A 17,008-nucleotide genomic window follows, 5' to 3' on the forward strand; every position below is an offset into this window, starting at 1 on the left:
AATATACTGTTTATACGGTTTATACCGTTCCTTGGAGATCGACATGAGCAACACCCCCGCCGCAGCCCCGGACGCCAAGATCGCCCTGGTGCGCGACAGCTACACCATGCCCGAGCAGGAATACGCCCAGCTCGACGCGCTCAAGCGCCGCGCGCTGGCGCTGGGCCATCCGGTCAAGAAGAGCGAGCTGCTGCGAGCCGGCGTCGCCGCGCTTGTGGCCATGGCCGACGACGTGCTGCTGGCCGCCGTGCAGGCCGTGCCGCCGCTGAAGACCGGTCGGCCCAAGGGCAGCAAGGCCGAGGTTGACGCACCGGTCGCCGAGGTCGCCAAGCCGGCCAAGGCGCCGAAGGTCGCGAAAGTGGACAAGGTCTTGAAGGCCGAGAAAGTCGAGAAGGTCGCCAAGCCCGAGAAGGCGGTGAAGGCTGTGAAGGCCGAATCAGCCGAAAAGCCCGCCAAGTCCGCCAAGCCGGTCAAGGCCAAGGTGGCCGCCGAGGTCAAGGCCGAGGTGAAGGCCGAGTTGAAGCCCGAGGTCAAGGCCGAGGCAGTGGTGCCCCAGGCCGTGGTCCGGGTCGGCAAGAAGGCCGCCGGCCAAGTCGTCAAGCAGGCGGTGCCGGCCAAGCCGGCCGCGCGTCGTGTGGCGGCCCCGAAGGCCTGATCGACGCCAGCAGCGCCTCGATCAACCAGGCCGGGTCGTCCAGCGCCAGGTCGTGGCCAGCGTCCGGGTGACGCAGCAGCGGCGCTCCGGCCGCATCGGCCAGGCGCCGCGAACTGCGTGGGTCGACCAGCGCGTCGGCCGCGCTGCAGATCACCTGCAGCGGCACACGCGAGGCGCTCAAGTCTGCCGTCTCGCCCAGCCGAAAGCGTGCCGCCGCGATCAGCTGTCGCAGCACGTTGGCGCGGCTGACGGGTTCCGCGCGGCGCAGCGTGATCCAGGCGTTGACCGCAGACGTGCGCAGCGCCGGTCGTTGGCTGGTCAGCGTGAAGAGTGCCTCTTCGCAAGCCCGGTCGCTCGCCGGCAGCGCCAGCAGTCGGATCAGCGTCGGCCAGGCCGATGGCCGCATGCGCCAGTGCAGCGGCGCCAGGCCGCCCAGGCTGCTGTTGACCAGCACGATGCGGCTCAGCTCGTCAGGCCAGCGACGCGCCCAGGCCAGCGCCACCATGCCGCCCATCGACAACGCCAGCAGGTGCAGCGCCACATCGGCCAACGGCTGACCGGCGTCGTCGTGCAAGGTCGGCCTCAGTGCCTGCCACTGCTGGCGCAGGTCATCGGCCAGGGCCTCGACGCGGACGGGGCTGCGCTCGCGCCAGCGCCGGCCGTTGCCGGGCAGGTCCAGACAGACCACGCGGGCCTGCGGATGCACCGCGCGCCGCAACGCGGCCTGCCAGGTCATCGGCAGCTCGCCCCAGTGCGCCGCCGAGCGGCTCAGGCCACGCAGCAGCAGCCAGACGGGGACGGCGCTCACCGGCCAGCGGCGTCAAACCAGCGTGTCCGCGCACGCTGCTGCAAGGCCGCACGTTCGGCCTCGCCGACGGGTATCCAGTGCTGCCAGCTCGCGGCCGCGCGGGTCATGAAGTCCAGGCCGACCAGGTGACGCCGCAACACCCGTTCGCGGCGGTGTTCCAGCAGCGGGTTGAACAGGCCGTCACGGCGCAGCAGCTGGCGCGGGTTCTTGCGCACCCAGCGCCAGGAGCCCATCTCCAGCGTCAGCGGCAGGAAGACCCCGCCACCCGGACGTTGCACGGCGCGCTGCGCCAGGTGGTCCCACAGGTCGCCATGGGTCAGGTACTGGCGACTCTGCGGCTCGAAGTGGTAGCGGTGGTGCAGCAGGCTCTGGTCGAGGATGTCGCCCAGCGCCTGCAGCTCGGCCAGGTGCGGATAGGGCTGGCGGCTGCCGGCCCAGGGGAACCACAGCCGGTCGTCCAGGCCGAAGCCGGAATGACAGTCCAGTGACAGCACGAAGGGCCGGCCCAGCAGTTCCTGCTCGACCAGCGTGCACAGCGCGGCGCTCTCGACCGGCATCGGCGCGTCGGCCTTGCCGCGGTACCAGGGCAGGAAACTGCCAAGCCGGTGGCCGCCGACCAGCGGCGCGACCGGGTCGATCGCCTCGACCGGCGCGCTGCGCATCAGGTCGATGCCCTCGGGGTTGCAGCGGCTGCCCAGCCACAGGCCACCGGGATTGACGATGGGCATGAAGACCAGCCGCAGGCCTTCGAGCTGGCGCTGCAGGGCCTCGTCCCAGCGCAGCCGCATCAGCAGGCTGCGCAGGTGCGCCAGCACGACCTGGGCACCGATGCGTTCGAGCCCGTGCACGCCGCCGAAGAAGGCCACCGCCGGTGCGTCGGGCCGCTCGCAGCCCAGGCTGAGTGCCAGCAGCGGCAGGCGCTGAGTCCCGGCGGCCGGCATGGACGGGTCATCGAAGCAGACCTCGCCCAGCGTGTGGGTGGTGAGCCGCTCGCCACCCAGCGCGATCAGGGCCTCCAGTTCACGCCATTCCGCCGGCGCTTGCGGCAGGCCGCCGCCACCGTCCGCCAACAAGGCCGGCCTTGGCCAGCCCCCGGGGGAGGTCCAGCGCTTCCAGGTCGAATGCCACGAACTTGTCATCGTTGCTCGCTACCGTCGGCCTTGGGCCGGATGGCTGTTGGCCTCGGGTCGTGAGACGATGCCATCGTCGCGGCCGAAGGGCCTGTCAAAAACCGTATGCATCGTATTCCATGAAGCGATCGATAGCCATCGCGGTCCGCGTGACCGATGTCGCCGCCCGCCACCGTGCCGAGGTGGCCCATGCCTGAGGTGATCCCCGACGTCCGTCCGGCCGAGACCGAGCGCAGCGCGCCAGCCCATGGCCAGCAGTGGCGCGGCGTGCTTGCTGCGATCGACATGGGCTCCAACAGCTTCCGGCTCGAACTGGCCCAGATCCGCGATGGCGGCTACCGCCGCATCGCCTACCTCAAGGAAACCGTGCGACTGGGCGGTGGCCTGGGTGCCGATGGCCGGCTGGCGCGTGATGCGGTCGAACGTGCGCTCGCCTGCCTGGCGCGCTTTCGCCAGCGACTGGGCGGCCTGCCGGCGGTGCAGTTGCGCGCGGTCGCCACGCAGACGCTGCGCGAGGCCAGCAACCGCGACGAGTTCCTGTTCCAGGCCGAGCAGGTGCTGGGCTACCCGATCGAGGTCATCTCCGGCCGCGAGGAGGCCCGCCTGATCTACACCGGCGTGTCGCGCCTGGAGCCGGCCACCCACGCCCGGCTGGTGATCGACATCGGCGGGCGTTCGACCGAGCTGATCGTCGGCGAGGGCGAAGCCGCGCGGCTGGCCGAGTCCTTCCAGATCGGCAGCGTCAGCCTGTCTGAGCGCTACTTCGGCGATGGCCGCTGCACCGAGGCCGCATTCCGCGAGGCCCAGGTCGCCGCCGGTGCCGCCTTCGAGGAAGCCACCCAGGCCTTCGCCCGCTTCCGCTGGAAGGAGGTGCTGGGCTCGTCGGGCACGGCCGGCGCGGTGGCCGACCTGCTCGAAGCCAACGGCCAGAGCGACGGCACCATCACCGAGGCCGGCCTGCGCTGGTGCATGAAGGCCTGCGTGCGGTCCAGCTCGGTCCAACTGCTGCAGCTCGAAGGCCTGCGCGAGGAGCGCCGCGCCGTGCTGCCCGGCGGCCTCGCGATCCTCGCTGCGCTGTTCAACCAGTTCGGCATCGACGAGATCCGCCCGACCCGTGCCGCGCTGCGCCAGGGCGTCATCTTCGACCTGTCCGAGCGCATCGCCGCGTCGCGCGCCCATGACGGCGCGACGTGGCGCGACGAGACCGTGCGCGAGCTGCAGCGCCGCTTCGCGGCCGATCTCGGCCAGGCCCAGCGGGTGCGCGAGCTGACGCTGGCGCTCTACGACCGCATGGTGCCCAGCCCGCCGCACGAGGCCCGCCAGGAACTGGCCTGGGCGGCGGCGCTGCACGAGATCGGCATGAGCGTCTCGCACCACGACCACCACCGCCACAGCGCCTACCTGCTGGCCCACATCGACGCGCCCGGCTTCTCGCAAAGCCAGCAGCGCCGACTGGCCGATCTGGTGCTGGGCCAGCGTGGCGGCCTGCGCAAGATCGAGGTCCTGCTGGCCGACCCGCAACGCGCCGCCCAGGTGCTTGCGCTGCGTCTGGCCGTGCTGTTCTTCCACGCCCGCGCCGACCTGCTGATCGAGGTTCCGCAGATCGAACTCAAGGAAGGCATCGCCACCTTGACGCTTGACCCCGACTGGTCCCGCGCCCAGCCGCGCTGCATGCACCTGCTGCGCGAAGAGCAGCAAGTCTGGGCCCGCGTCGGCGATCTGGATCTGGTGCTGGTGGCCTGAGCCCACCCCGGCCTTGTTCAGGCCGGTTCGCCCACCCCGGCCGGCGGGCGCACCGGCGTCAGCTTCTCGATGTAGTCGCGGCCTTCCCGGCTGGCGCGGCCGTTGCGTTCTCCGGGTTCGACCGAGAGGGCCAGGCGACGGGCGCCGACGGCCTGGGCGCGCAGGCTCAGTTCGGTGATCAGCAGGCGGGCGACGCCACGATCGCGCGCCGCCGGGTCGACCAGCAGGTCCTGCAGCACGGCCAATGGCTGACCGCCATGGCCCAGGCCGGGCAGGAGGTAGAGCGTGGCGGCACCGGCGAGGTCCGCGCCAGATTCGAGCAACCAGACCTGGCCACCGGCCTCGACCAGGCCTTGCCAGAGCGCGCCGGCCTCGTCCTCGGCCATGGGCTCGCGGCCCAGCGCAGCGGCCTGCAACTGGCGCAGCCGGGGCAGGTCATCGACGCTGGCGCAGCGCATCTGCCAGTCGGGCGCATGACCGCGCCGGCGCGCGGCCTTGGCCGCACGCAGCTTGTCCAGGCCCTTGCCGGGCAGGGCCACCAGTTCACCGGGAGACAGCGAGCGCATCACCTGCATGGCGCCACGCGCGGCTGCGCCGATGGCCAGGTTCAGACCGTTGGGGGGTTTGCTCTTCATCGCGGCGTCCTCGGGCCGACCGGCATCCGGTTCACCGTCCGGACCTGCCGCAGCCGGTGACGAGTCTGCGATGGGCGTATGACAGGGTGTTGGCGGCCTCGACAGAAGCGCGCCGGTGTCGTAGATTTGTCTCGCTTCGGTTCCCTGCGGAACCCGCCTGGGTCAGTCGATCCCAACCTCCCTCGAACAGGAGTTCAGATGACGCCAAACCGCCTCGAACAGGTCTTTGCCCGCACCCGGTCCGGTCAGGTCCAGGTGCTGCGCACCGAACGTGTGACGACGCTGGCGCAGCACCTGCTGATGCGCTTCAACGGCTATTCGCCGCTGGCGATGCTGGTGAGAGGCGATGAACAAACGCAGGCGCTCGCCGCGCTCGACGAGCTGCTGGCACAAGGCTGGATCGAGGCGGTGGTGGCGGACGAAGGCGCCCCGACCGAGTCGCAATGGGGCTCGATCGGCGCGCTCGATCCCACGACCTGACAGGACGGCTGCTGCGGTCCCTCAGCGGTGCTTGTGCGCCAGCGCCCGCTGGGCGCTGTGACGACCGGAGCCGTCGCTGTCTTTGACCGGCTGGTAGCTGCCGTCGCTCGACAGCGTCCAGGCATCGACGTCGTCGTGCAGGTAGGGCACCAGGGTTTCGTCGATGACACGCTGGCGCAGTTCCGGGTCGCGCACCGGCCAGGCGACCTCGATGCGGCGTTCCATGTTGCGGCTCATCCAGTCGGCGCTGCCGAGGTAGAGCGCCTCCTGGGTCGGCCCGTCGCCCCAGCGGAAGTGGAAGACCCGGCTGTGTTCGAGGAAGCGGCCGACGACCGAGCGCACCCGGATGTGGTCGGTCACGCCAGCCACGCCTGGCGCCAGCATGCAGGCGCCGCGCACGATCAGGTCGACGGTGGCGCCGGCCTGGCCGCAGCGCACGAGGGCGTCGATCAGCACCGGGTCGGTCAGTGAATTGAACTTGGCGACCACGCGGGCGGTCTTGCCCTTGCGGGCGGCCTCGCCGACCTTCTCCAACAAGGCCACCATCTCTGACTGCAAGGAGGTCGGCGCCACCAGCAGCCGCTTCGTGACGGCCATGGGATTCAGGCTGGCGAGGTGCTGGAACACCGCCTCGATGTCGGTGGTGATCTCGGGGTCGCTGGTGAAGTAGCCCAGGTCGGTGTAGAGCCGCGCGGTCTTGGGGTTGTAGTTGCCGGTCGACAGGTGGGCGTGGCGGACCATGCGCTGGCCTTGCCGGCGCGTCACCAGCAGCAGCTTGGCGTGGGTCTTCAGGCCCACGATGCCGTAGACCACCTGGGCGCCGACGGCTTCGAGGCGCTCGGCCCAGTTGATGTTGGCTTCCTCGTCGAAGCGGGCCTTGAGCTCGACCACGGCCAGCACCTCCTTGCCGCGCCGCGCCGCCTCCAGCAGCAACTCCATCAGCACCGACTCGCTGCCGGTGCGGTAGATGGTCTGCTTGATGGCCAGCACGTTCGGGTCCTCGACCGCCTCGCGCAGGAACTGCACCACCGGCTCGAAGGACTCGAAGGGGTGGTGCAGCAGCACGTCGCGTTCGGCGATGCTCTGGATGATCGAGCGGTTGCGTGGCAAGGACTTCGGCCACGACGGCTCATGCGGCTTGAAGCGGTGGGCCTTGCTGCGCACCTGGTCGATCATGGTGTTCATGCGCACCAGGTTGACCGGTCCGTTGACGCGGTAGAGCGCCACTTCGGGCAGATCGAACTGCGCCAGCAGGAACCGGCTCAGGTCCTCCGGACAGCTGCGCACCACTTCCAGGCGGATCGCCTCGCCGTAGTGGCGTGCGCTCAGTTCGCTGCGCAGGGCGGTTCGCAGGTTCTTGACCTCTTCTTCGTCGACGTCCAGGTCCGAGTCGCGGGTGACACGGAACTGCGAGAACGCCTCGACCGTTCGGCTCGGAAACAGCTCGCTCAGGTGGGCGCGGATCACGCTGGTCAGCTGCACAAAGGCCTGCTGGCCTTCGCTGATGCGGTCGGGCAGACGGATGATGCGCGGCAGCACCCGCGGCACCTTGACGATGGCGATGCCGTTCTCGCGTCCGTAGGCATCGAGGCCGCCGAGCTGCACGATGAAGTTCAGCGACTTGTTGGCCACCTGGGGGAAGGGGTGGGACGGGTCCAGCCCGAGCGGCACCAGCAGCGGCTGCACCTCTCGGTGGAAGTACTGCGCCACCCAGGCCCGCTGCGCCTCGTTGCGCTCGGCGTGGTTGAGCAGCACGATGCCCTCGCGCGCCAGCGCCGGCATCAGCTCGTCGTTGAACAGTGCGTACTGCTCGTCGATCAGCGCATGGGCCTCTTCGGCAGCCCGCGCCAGCTCGCCATGGATCGTGCCGCTGTCCGAGTCGGACGCCGCCTCGATCGCGTCGGCGAAGCGGACCTCGAAGAACTCGTCCATGTTGGACGACACGATGCAGACATAGCGCAGCCGCTCCAGCAGCGGCACATCGGCGCGCCGCGCCTGGGCCAGCACACGCCGGTTGAAGGCGAGGATGGAGCGCTCCCGGTTGAGCAGCAAGGCGCGTGGCGCGGCGGCGGTGCTGGCGGCGCCTGGCAGATCCGGCGCGGCGTCCTGATGGGCGGTCATCGTCATCGTCTTCGAGCTCTTCATCCCGCCAGCGTATGACGATTCGATGACGCAGGTGTGACGACGGACCCGCACCGCACCGACCTGGGGCCCGACACCGCGTCATCCCGCGCCGGTGTCGGATGAGGCAAAGACGGAACGCGGGAACAAGGGAACGAGACGCTTGAGCGCCCTCAGCCCCGCTCGGCCGCCTCGATCGTGTTGACCAGCAGCATCGTGATCGTCATCGGGCCGACGCCGCCGGGCACCGGGGTGATCCAGCCGGCGATGTGCTTGACGGCCTCGAAGTTGACGTCACCGCAGAGCTTGCCCTCGTCGTTGCGGTTCATGCCGACGTCGATGACGACGGCGCCGGGCTTGACCATGTCGGCCGTCAGCACGTTGCGCTTGCCCACCGCCGCGACCACGATGTCGGCCTCACGGGTGTGGTGGGCCAGGTCGGCGGTGCCGCTGTGGCAGACCGTCACGGTGGCGTTGGCGGCCAGCAGCATCATCGCCATGGGCTTGCCGACGATGTTGCTGCGGCCGATCACCACCGCATGCTGGCCGCGCAGGTCTTTCCGGCCGATGGATTCGAGCATCTTCATGCAGCCATAGGGCGTGCAGGCCTTGAAGCCCTGCTCGCCAACCATCAGGGCGCCGGCGCTGGCGACGTGGAAGCCGTCGACGTCCTTGTCCGGCGCGATGGCCTCGATCACCGCGTGGTCGTCGATGTGTCCGGGCAACGGCAGCTGGACCAGGATGCCGTGGATGCTCGGGTCCTTGTTCAGGGCATCGATGCGTGCGAGCAGCTCGGCCTGGGTCATCGAGGCCTCATGGCGCTCCAGCACCGAATGCAGGCCGCTCTCGGCGCAGGCCTTGACCTTGTTGCGCACATAGACCGCGCTGGCCGGGTTGTCGCCGACCAGGATCACGGCCAGGCCGGGCGTGATGCCACGCGCGCCCAAGGCGGCGGCCCGTTGCGCGACATCGGCGCGGAGCTGGCGGGAAAGGGCGTTGCCGTCGATCAGTTGGGCAGTCATCGCAGGCCTGCCCTCAGTTGAAGACCACCGTGCTGTGGCCGTTGAGCAGCACCCGCCGCTCGGTGTGCCACTTGACGGCGCGGGCCAGCACCTGGCTTTCGGTGTCGCGGCCGCGGGCGGTCAGGTCCTCCGGGCTCATCGCGTGATCCACCCGTGCGACGTCCTGCTCGATGATCGGGCCCTCGTCGAGGTCGGCGGTCACATAGTGCGCGGTCGCGCCGATCAGCTTCACGCCCCGGTCGTGGGCTTGGTAGTAGGGCCTGGCGCCCTTGAAGCTGGGCAGGAAGCTGTGGTGGATGTTGATCGCGCGGCCGGCGAGCTGGCGGCACATGTCGTCCGACAGCACCTGCATGTAGCGGGCCAGCACGACCAGTTCGGCGCCCTCGCGCTCGATGATCTCCAGCTGTCGTGCTTCGGCCTCGGGCTTGGTCGCCGCCGTCACTGGGATGTGGTGGAAGGGCACGTCGTGGCTGGCCGCCAGGCGGTAGAAGTCGCGGTGGTTGGAGACGATCGCCTTGGGCGCGATCGGCAGCAGGCCGGACTTCCAGCGGAACAGCAGGTCGTTGAGGCAATGGCCGTGCTGGCTCACCAGGATCACGGTGGGCACCGGCGCGTGGTGCGCGTAGAGGCCGATGCCCATGGACCAGCCCGAAGCCATCGCGTGCAGGTCGGTGGTCAGGGCTTCCTTGGCCTCGGCCTCGCAGCTGAACTGGACGCGCATGAAGAACTGTCCGGTGCGGACGTCCTGATGCTGGGCGGCTTCCTCGATGTTGGCTCCGTGGCGCAACAAGGTGCCAGAGACGGCATGCACGATGCCGGGCTTGTCGGGGCAGGACAGGGTCAGGATGAAGGCGGCTCGCATGGCGGGGTTCCTTGGCAGGCTCGGGTTCGGGGGACTCAGATCTCGATGTGGACGACGCCGTCCTCGACCTTGGTGGGATAGGTCTTCAGCGCCACGCAGACCGGTGCGCCGAGCGGGCGGCCATCGCGGATGTCGAAGCGGCCGTTGTGCTTCGGGCACTCGATGACGTGGTCCATCACCAGGCCGTCGCACAGGTGGACGCGCTCGTGCGTGCACAGCCCGTCGCTGGCATAGGCGCGGTCTTCGACGCGGTAGATCGCGAAGGTGCGGCCGGCGTGGTCGAAGCGGGTGACGTCCTCGTCGTCGATGGCGTCGAAGGAGACGGTGGGGATCCAGTTGGACATGGCGGTTTCCTTTCGCGGCGGAAGGTGAGGGAAGGTGAGGGAAGGTGGATGAATGGGTTCGCAGACGCGATTCAGTCGTGGGCCCTGCGGTCCGGATGCAGCGCGTGCGTCAGGGCCTCGCTCAGCGCGAGGGCGTTGAGCAGGCGGCGCGAGTCGGTGCCCAGGCGCATGACGATGCCGTCGGGCCCGCCGCCGGTGAAGCGGTTCATGCGGCCGCGCGCCAGACTCAGCACGCGAGGGCCGTAGGACTGCGGTTCGCGCGGCCGGGTCTCGGGTGTGAGGTCCTGCCAGACGGCGACCTGCACCAGCCAGTCGCCCGGCTGGGCCGGCGATCCGGGGTCGGGTCGCACCACCTGCAGGCCGCCGCGCAGGTGCGTGGCGATGGTCTCGTCGGTCGGGCCGGCGGCGATGACGTGGATGCGGCGCGCGCCGCGCAGCGCCTGTACCGCCAGGCGGAACTCGGGCCGCGCGACCAGGCCCTTGAGGCTGCCCAGGCCGAGCGCGCTGGCCTCGATGTCCTCCAGCGCACAGGCGCTGTCCGGGTGCAGACCATCGTCCGCAGGCTCGACGAGATCGGGCTTCTCGCGCTCGGCACGTTCGACCAGCGCGTACTTCAGCTCCTGGAAGCCGCTCAGCCCGAAACGCTTGGCCAGCCGCACGACCGAGGCCGGAATCGTCCCGCTGGCGCGCGCGACATCCTGGATGCGGTGGTGGTGCAGCGTGGCCGCGTGTTCGATGCAGAAGCGCGCGACGTGGCCGAGCTTGGGACTCAGCGCGGGCAGTTCGCGCTGCATCGCCAGCAGCAGCCGCGACGGCGGATGTCCGCCGCGCAGGTCAAGGGAAACGTTCTCCATGGTCCGTGACTCCTGCGGCCAAAATGCCGCGACCCCAGTCCTTGTCGCTGCGCCCGTCAGCACCTGTCTGCTCCCCACATCCACCATGGCCCGCGACCCTTCCAGCACCCGAAAGATCACCGCCAGCGACGTCGCCGAACGGGTGGGCGTGTCCAAGTGGACGGTCTCGCGCGCCTTCACCGACGGCGCCTCCATCGCGCCCGATGTGCGCGAACGTGTCCTGCAGGCCGCCGCCGAAATGGGCTACTCGCCCAACCTGCTGGCACGCAGCCTGTCGACCCGCAGCACGCGACTGGTAGCCGTGGTGGTCGATGAACTCGGCAACCCCAACCAGCTGTTCCTGATCAACGAGGCGACCCGCCAGCTTCAAGCCCGCGGCTTCAGCTCGCTGCTGCTCAACCTCAGCCCCGAATACGGCCCGGCCGCAGCGCTGCGGCTGGCCGACCAGTTCCAGGTCGACGGGATCATGTTCATGGGCACCTCGCTGGACGAGGAACTCATCGAGCTGGCGCAGAAGATCCGCCGCGTGCCACTGGTCGTGGTCAGCCGCAACAGCTCGCTGTCGAACATCCCCTACGTCACCACCGACGGCTACGCGGCCGGTGCCGAGATCGCCGACCTGTTCCTGGCCCAGGGCCATCGCCGCATCGGCCACATGGCCGGCCCGCCCTCAGCGCGCACCGAACTGCGCCGGCTCGACGGCTTTCGTGACCGGCTGCAGGCGTGCGGCGTGCCGCTCACCTGCATCCTGACCTCTGACCACTACCGCCGTGAGCAGGGCATGCAGTCCTTGCTGAAGTACCTGGAGTCGACCCCCCGCGACCAGCGCATCGAGGCGCTGTTCTGCGAGAGCGACATCCTGGCCATCGGCGCGCTCGATGCCCTGCACCTGAGCGGCAACCCGCACCGCATCGCGGTGGTCGGCTTCGACGACATCGAGATCGCGTCGGCACCGCCCTACGAGCTGACCACCTTCCGCCAGCCGACGGCCTATCTGGTGGGCGAGGCGATCCGGCGCATCCTCGATGCCGATGCCGTCGACGCCGGTTCGCTGATGGCACCGGGCACGCTGGTGCTGCGGTCGTCACATCGCCGTCTGGCCTGACGGCGGTGCGACGCGCCTTCAGCCTTCGAGGACCGGGCGACCGTCCTTCAGGCGCACGGTCTTGCCGGTCTTGCACGACAGCGTCGCGGCTTCGGCCACGGCCAGCGCGTTGACGCCGTCCTGCAACGTGACCGGGTAGCCGGTGCCGGCCTGGATGGCGTCGATGAAGGCGCGCCATTCGGCCTCGTAGGCGCGCATGTAGCGCTCCAGGAAGAAGTACTCCGGCTTGGCGCTGGTGGCACCGGCCGTGGTCACCTTGTTGACCGTGTTCTCGAGCACGTTGCCCGCCTGCAGCAGGCCGGTCGAACCCAGCAGTTCCAGGCGCTGGTCGTAGCCGTATACGGCACGGCGGCTGTTCTTGATGACGGCGATGCGGCCGTCGGCGTAGTGCAGCGTGATCACGGCGGTGTCGACGTCACCGGCCTCGCCGATGGCGGGGTCGACGATGGACGAGCCGATGGCGGTGACCGTCTCGGGTGCACCACCGAAGATCCAGCAGGCCATGTCGAAGTCGTGGATGGCCATGTCGCGGAACAAGCCGCCCGAGACCTGGATGTAGCTGACCGGCGGCGGGGCCGGGTCAAAGGAGGTGATCGACAGCAGCTCGCCCTTGCCGATCTCGCCGGCATCGAGCGCGCGCTTGACCGCCGCGAAGTTGGGGTCGAAGCGGCGGTTGAAGCCGATCATCACGGGCTTGCCCGACGCGGCCACGGCCGCCTGGCAGGCCAGCGCACGTTCGAGGCTCAGATCGACCGGCTTCTCGCACAGCACGGCCTTGCCAGCGGCGGCAGCGGCCTCGATCAGGCCGGCGTGGGTGTCGGTCGAGGTGGCGATCAGCACCGCGTCGATCGAGCGGTCGTTGATGATGTCTTGCGAGCTGCGCGCCTGCGCACCGTAGGCGGCGGCGAGCTTCTCGGCCGCGGCCTGGTTGACGTCCGACACGGCGACCAGCTGGCTGTCCGCGTTGGCTGCGATGCTCTTGGCGTGCACGTTGCCGATGCGGCCTGCGCCGAGCAATCCGACCTTGATCATGATGGGAACTCCAAAGGTGAGGGCGGGCGCGCACGGCGCGCCGCAGTGGGTTGGAACAAACAAGCGTAGGCCAAGGCCAACACGAAGGCGCGCGGGCTTGGACCCTGGCTCAGTCGGTGAGCCTGCCGAGGAACTGTTCGAATTCTGCGTCGGCGATCGGCACGACGTGTTCGGGCGCTGGGTAGGCGCCGGTCTGCACATCGGCGACGAACTCCTGGAAGGCGGCGACACGTTCTCGCTGCAGGCGCTCGAACTCGGCCGCAAAGTTGCGGTAGGTCTTGGCGTGGCGCGGCTTGTGGCCACGGGTGTGGCCCAGCACGTCCTCGGTGAAGAGGTATTGCGCATCGGCACCGGCACCGGCGCCCATGCCCAGCATCAGCACCGAGGTGCGGCGCGAGATCTCGGCGGCGACCCGATCGGGCACGACCTCCAACTCGGCCGCGAAGACGCCGATGGCTTCGAGTCGCTGCACGTGTTCCCAGACCGCGAGCGCGCTGGCGGCGGTCTTGCCGACGGCCTTGAAGCCGCCCGTCCAGGTCGCTTGCGACGGGATCAGGCCGACATGGCCGACGACCGGCACGGCCTCCTCGCACAGCCGCTTCTGCACCGCCAGCGAGGCGGCGCAATAGAAGCAGTCGCCGCCCAGGGCCATGAACTTGAAGGCCTCGCGCAGGTAGTCCTCGGCGGTGATCAGCTGGCCGTAGGGGCCGTAGGGCAGGCCGACCTGCACGAAGCAGGTGCCGGCGGCGGCGCGCATGTCGGCGGTGAAGAAGCGGCCTTCGATGGACAGCATGTCCACGCCGGCCGCATCGGCAGCAGCGGCCTCCTCGGGCGTGGTGACGTAGAGCATCGAGATCTGGCGCTTGCCCTTCAGGGCGCGCATGTCGGCCACGGTCGGGCGGCGGGTGCGGGCGGTGTTCGTGGTGAGGCTCATGGGGGCGTCCCGGGTCAGACCGTGAAGGCGCTGCGGAAGGCTTCCAGCGCGGCATCCGCGTCGCCGGAGGCAAACGCCTCCATGCAGACCGCACCGCTGTAGCCCATGGCCTTGAGAGCACGCGCCACGCCGGCGTAGTTGACCTCGCCCGTGCCGGGCTCCATGCGGCCGGGCACGTCGGCGACCTGCACCTCGCCGATCCACGGCAGGCAGGCGCGGCAGAGTTCGACCAGGTTGCCCTCGCCGATCTGCGCGTGATAGAGGTCCAGGTTCAGCCGCAGGCCCGGGCGGTTGATCGACGAGACCAGCGCCAGCGTGTCGCGGGCCAGCGCGAAGGGCACGCCCGGGTGATCGACCGGCAGGTTGAGGTTCTCGATCATGAAGGTCACGCCTTCACGTTCGGCCAGATCGGCGATGCGCATGAGCGTGTCGCGGGCCTTGAGCCACATCGCGCCGGTCACGGTCTCGCAGGGGGTGACCGGCAGACCGCGGTCGCCCAGGCCGGTGCCGTGCAGGTTCAGGCGGTCGACGTTCAGCCGCTTGCCGATGGCGATGGCCTCGGTGGCGGTGGCCAGCAGCTCGTCGGCGCCGGCATCGTCGGCCAGCCGGCCGCGCAGGTAGCCGGTCATCGACGAGAAGCGTGTGCCCGCAGCAGCGGCCTGTTCCAGCATCGCCAGCTCATGGTTCTGCCAGCCCCAGATGCCGACCTGGTAGCCCAGCTCGGTCAGGCGGGACAGGCGCCAGGCCATCGGCCGGTCGTTCCAGAGCATTTCGGCGCAGGCGGCCAGGACAAAAGGAGGGTTCACGGCAGGGTTCCTTCGGTGGGTTCGGGGTGCAGTGTAGAAAGCGTTGCAATCGGGTGCAACAAGAACAGAAAGAATTTTCTCTTCCGACCGGCTGGATCTCGGGAAAACGATAGGTTCTCACGAGTGGCGCTGGCCAGCCAGGGTGCAGATGACGGGGTTGTTCAAGGTTCCCTCTCGTTGCCGCAGGGCTTCTTGCTCTCTGCAATCCCGATTTCGTCCGGGAAAGTACGTAGAAGTATTTTTTCAAGTGACAGATAAAGTCTATTGCACTCGGTTGCAAGAACCGCCCTCCAACAGGACGCAGCAGATCATGGATGACTCGCACTTTGGCGTGCGCAACAAGCGTGGTGACTGGGCCCCGAACGGCCGTCGCGAGGTCGCCCCCTTCTGGGCCTGGCCGCCGCAGCTGATCAAGGTGCTGAAGTGGCTGCCCGGCTACGTCTGGCCGTGGAACGCCTTCCACATGACCACCGCGCTGCTGTGGTGGTTCTTCGTCGTGCCCGACGTCGACACGCTCCAGACGCTGGACTGGGGCTGGCCGGCGCTGCTGCTGGCGGCCAACTGGGTCGGCTGCCTGATCTGGTACGGCGCCTTCGAATGGCGGCTTTACCGCCAACGGGCGCAGGGCTCGCGCTTCAAGTACCACCACAAGTTCCCGTCCGAGTCGCCCTCGGACGTGTTCTGGTTCAAGAGCCAGAACCTCGACAACTTCCTGCGCAGCTTCCTGATCTCGATCCCGCTGTGGACGCTGGTGCAGGTGATCTTCCTGTGGTGTTGGGCGAACGGCATCGGCGCCTGGCTGACGTGGGACGAGCACGCGCTCTGGCTGACGCTGCTGGTGCTGTTGTCGCCGGCCCTCCACGAGGTCCACTTCTACGCCATCCACCGGCTGATCCACACGCCGACGCTTTACAAGTGGATCCACTCGATCCACCACAACTCGGTCAACCCGAGCCCGATCTCGTCGCTGAGCATGCACCCGGTCGAGGCCTTCCTGTACCACGCGGTCGCGCTGTGGCACCTGGTGATCCCGTCCAACCCGGTCGTGGCGATGTTCCAGCTGCACGCGGCCGGCTTCGGTGCCGTCAACGGCCACATCGGCTTCGACCGCATCGAGCTGGGCGGCGAGCAGACGATGCAGAGCCACGCCTTCTTGCACCACCTGCACCACAAGCACTTCGAGGTGAACTTCGGCGGCGACGGCCTGGTGCCGCTGGACCTCTGGCTGGGCACCTGGCATGACGGCAGCAAGGACGGCGAACGCCAGATGCAGGCCCGCTACGAACGCAAGCTGGCCCGCATGAATGCGGGCAAGGCGAGCTGAGCCGCACGAGGCGCGCGCCGCTGCGCTCGCCTCGAACCTCCGATTCCTACGCGCTGATTCCACCCGGATGGCCGCCATGCGCGGGCGGCCTCGTCACGTCCGTGCTGCACGGACCCACCGTTCCTTCCAACATCAGGAGACCACCATGACCTTCCTCAGCAAGACCTTCAAGCTGATCGCCGCCACTGCCGCGATCGTGGCCGCCACCAGCGCCATGGCCGCTGGTCCACGCATCTTCGTGATCGGCGGCAAGGCTGACGACCCGTTCTGGTCGCGTGTCAAGAAGGGTGCAGACGATGCCGGTCTGGTGGTCAAGGCCGCCGGTGGCAGCGTGACCTGGCTCGGTCCGCAGACCTATGACAACCTCGGCCCGGACGCCGCCAAGCTGATCCGCACCGCGCTGAGCCAGAAGCCCGATGCCATCGTTGGTCCGGACTGGGTGCCCGAGGCGATGGACGCCGCCTTCAAGGAAGTGGTGGCTGCTGGCGTGCCACTGATCATCTACAACGCCGGTGGCATGGAAGCCGCCAAGCGCCTGGGCGCGATGAACTACGTGGGCAGCGAGGAATACGTCGCCGGCATGGGCGGTGGCGAGTACTTCACCAAGAGTGGTGCCAAGAACGTGCTGTGCGTGAACACGCAGCCGGGCTCGACCAACCAGGAATCGCGTTGCAAGGGCGTGGCCGATGGCATGGCCAAGGCCGGTGGCAAGTCGTCCCAGCTGCCGCTGCCGGCATCGGCCTTCGGCAACCCGACGGCGGTGGCGCAGGCCGTCAAGGCCGCGCTGCAGAAGGACAAGACGGTCGACGGGATCATCACCATCAGCGCCGGTGACGCGACCAGCGCGGCCACCGGCATCGCCCAGGCCGGTCTGGTCAAGCAGGTCAAGCTCGGCACCTTCGACATCGACCCGACCAACCTCGCGCGCATCCAGGACGGCACGCAGCTGTTCTGCATCGACCAGCAACCCTATCTGCAGGGCTATCTGGCGGTGTCCATGCTCAACAGCTTCGTGCAGTACGGCCTGAAGGTGCCGGCCGCACCGCTGCTGACGGGCCCTGGCATCGTCGACGCGTCCAACGTCGCGGCCACGCTGGCTGGTGCCAAGGCCGGCGCGCGCTGATCGAAGCCTGATCTTCACGTCGTTCGCCGG

At 69.0% G+C, this 17,008-nt stretch carries 17 protein-coding genes; 6 read left to right on the forward strand and 11 right to left on the reverse strand.

The window, feature by feature from the left end; genetic code table 11:
* Positions 1–43: 43 nt before the first annotated feature.
* Positions 44–655 carry a hypothetical protein gene (locus tag EV685_RS21265; protein WP_207224858.1) on the forward strand — a complete coding sequence of 204 codons (612 nt, stop codon included), beginning with the start codon at positions 44–46 and terminating at the stop codon, positions 653–655.
* Here the strand turns inward: EV685_RS21265 and EV685_RS17270 are convergent.
* Entirely contained in the window at positions 597–1,463 is an 867-nt protein-coding gene (locus EV685_RS17270) for an alpha/beta fold hydrolase (protein ID WP_130483270.1), read from the reverse strand. The two genes, EV685_RS21265 and EV685_RS17270, sit on opposite strands and share 59 nt — an antisense overlap.
* Positions 1,460–2,602: a M14 family zinc carboxypeptidase gene (locus EV685_RS17275; protein WP_242615642.1), complete on the reverse strand. Its 1,143-nt coding sequence runs from the start codon at positions 2,600–2,602 to the stop codon at positions 1,460–1,462. The genes EV685_RS17270 and EV685_RS17275 overlap by 4 nt, the downstream gene beginning before the upstream one ends.
* A 180-nt stretch (positions 2,603–2,782) precedes the next feature.
* On the opposite strand from EV685_RS17275, the gene EV685_RS17280 reads away from it, so the two are divergent.
* Positions 2,783–4,336, forward strand: a complete 1,554-nt coding sequence (locus EV685_RS17280; protein ID WP_130483271.1) for a Ppx/GppA phosphatase family protein — start codon at positions 2,783–2,785, stop codon at positions 4,334–4,336.
* A gap of 17 nt (positions 4,337–4,353) precedes the next feature.
* Here the strand turns inward: EV685_RS17280 and EV685_RS17285 are convergent, their stop codons facing one another.
* On the reverse strand, positions 4,354–4,971 hold the full coding sequence (locus tag EV685_RS17285; protein ID WP_130483272.1) for a GNAT family N-acetyltransferase: 618 nt from the start codon (positions 4,969–4,971) through the stop codon (positions 4,354–4,356).
* Between the two features lie 198 nt (positions 4,972–5,169).
* Between EV685_RS17285 and EV685_RS17290 the strand changes: the two genes are divergently transcribed.
* Positions 5,170–5,451: a hypothetical protein gene (locus EV685_RS17290; RefSeq protein WP_130483273.1), complete on the forward strand. Its 282-nt coding sequence runs from the start codon at positions 5,170–5,172 to the stop codon at positions 5,449–5,451.
* Between the two features lie 21 nt (positions 5,452–5,472).
* Here the strand turns inward: EV685_RS17290 and ppk1 are convergent, their stop codons facing one another.
* From ppk1 to EV685_RS17315, 5 genes are all read right to left on the reverse strand, one after another.
* Complete coding sequence (gene ppk1 / locus EV685_RS17295; protein ID WP_130483274.1) at positions 5,473–7,596, reverse strand: polyphosphate kinase 1; 2,124 nt, start codon at positions 7,594–7,596, stop codon at positions 5,473–5,475.
* Positions 7,597–7,745: 149 nt separating this feature from the next.
* Positions 7,746–8,594, reverse strand: coding sequence for a bifunctional methylenetetrahydrofolate dehydrogenase/methenyltetrahydrofolate cyclohydrolase FolD (gene folD, locus EV685_RS17300; RefSeq protein WP_130483275.1), 849 nt, complete (start codon positions 8,592–8,594; stop codon positions 7,746–7,748).
* Between the two features lie 13 nt (positions 8,595–8,607).
* Positions 8,608–9,456 (reverse strand): formyltetrahydrofolate deformylase, encoded by an 849-nt coding sequence (purU, locus tag EV685_RS17305; protein WP_130483276.1) that lies wholly within the window; start codon positions 9,454–9,456, stop codon positions 8,608–8,610.
* A 35-nt stretch (positions 9,457–9,491) separates the two neighbouring features.
* A complete protein-coding gene (locus EV685_RS17310; protein WP_130483277.1) occupies positions 9,492–9,800 on the reverse strand; it encodes a MocE family 2Fe-2S type ferredoxin in 309 nt (102 codons plus the stop codon).
* A gap of 71 nt (positions 9,801–9,871) precedes the next feature.
* The gene (locus tag EV685_RS17315) at positions 9,872–10,654 is read right to left on the reverse strand and encodes a MurR/RpiR family transcriptional regulator (protein WP_165396837.1); all 783 of its coding nucleotides are present in this window, start codon (positions 10,652–10,654) and stop codon (positions 9,872–9,874) included.
* Between the two features lie 85 nt (positions 10,655–10,739).
* Here EV685_RS17315 and EV685_RS17320 point away from each other — a divergent pair, with 85 nt between their 5' ends.
* Positions 10,740–11,759 carry a LacI family DNA-binding transcriptional regulator gene (locus tag EV685_RS17320; protein ID WP_130483279.1) on the forward strand — a complete coding sequence of 340 codons (1,020 nt, stop codon included), beginning with the start codon at positions 10,740–10,742 and terminating at the stop codon, positions 11,757–11,759.
* Positions 11,760–11,777: 18 nt separating this feature from the next.
* On the opposite strand, the gene iolG is transcribed toward EV685_RS17320, so the two are convergent.
* The 3 genes from iolG to EV685_RS17335 form a co-directional block, all read right to left on the reverse strand.
* Positions 11,778–12,791 (reverse strand): inositol 2-dehydrogenase, encoded by a 1,014-nt coding sequence (gene iolG / locus EV685_RS17325; RefSeq protein WP_130483280.1) that lies wholly within the window; start codon positions 12,789–12,791, stop codon positions 11,778–11,780.
* A gap of 109 nt (positions 12,792–12,900) precedes the next feature.
* The gene (locus tag EV685_RS17330) at positions 12,901–13,725 is read right to left on the reverse strand and encodes a 3-methyl-2-oxobutanoate hydroxymethyltransferase (protein WP_130483281.1); all 825 of its coding nucleotides are present in this window, start codon (positions 13,723–13,725) and stop codon (positions 12,901–12,903) included.
* Positions 13,726–13,739: 14 nt separating this feature from the next.
* Positions 13,740–14,531, reverse strand: a complete 792-nt coding sequence (locus EV685_RS17335) for a TIM barrel protein (protein WP_130483282.1) — start codon at positions 14,529–14,531, stop codon at positions 13,740–13,742.
* Positions 14,532–14,841: 310 nt separating this feature from the next.
* On the opposite strand from EV685_RS17335, the gene EV685_RS17340 reads away from it, so the two are divergent.
* Together EV685_RS17340 and EV685_RS17345 are read left to right on the forward strand one after the other, a co-directional pair.
* Complete coding sequence (locus EV685_RS17340) at positions 14,842–15,855, forward strand: sterol desaturase family protein (protein ID WP_130483283.1); 1,014 nt, start codon at positions 14,842–14,844, stop codon at positions 15,853–15,855.
* A 145-nt stretch (positions 15,856–16,000) separates the two neighbouring features.
* Positions 16,001–16,978 (forward strand): sugar ABC transporter substrate-binding protein, encoded by a 978-nt coding sequence (locus tag EV685_RS17345; protein WP_130483284.1) that lies wholly within the window; start codon positions 16,001–16,003, stop codon positions 16,976–16,978.
* The last annotated feature ends 30 nt before the right edge of the window (positions 16,979–17,008 follow it).

The organism is Sphaerotilus mobilis (assembly GCF_004216565.1).
GTDB classification, from domain to species: Bacteria; Pseudomonadota; Gammaproteobacteria; order Burkholderiales; family Burkholderiaceae_C; genus Sphaerotilus; species Sphaerotilus mobilis.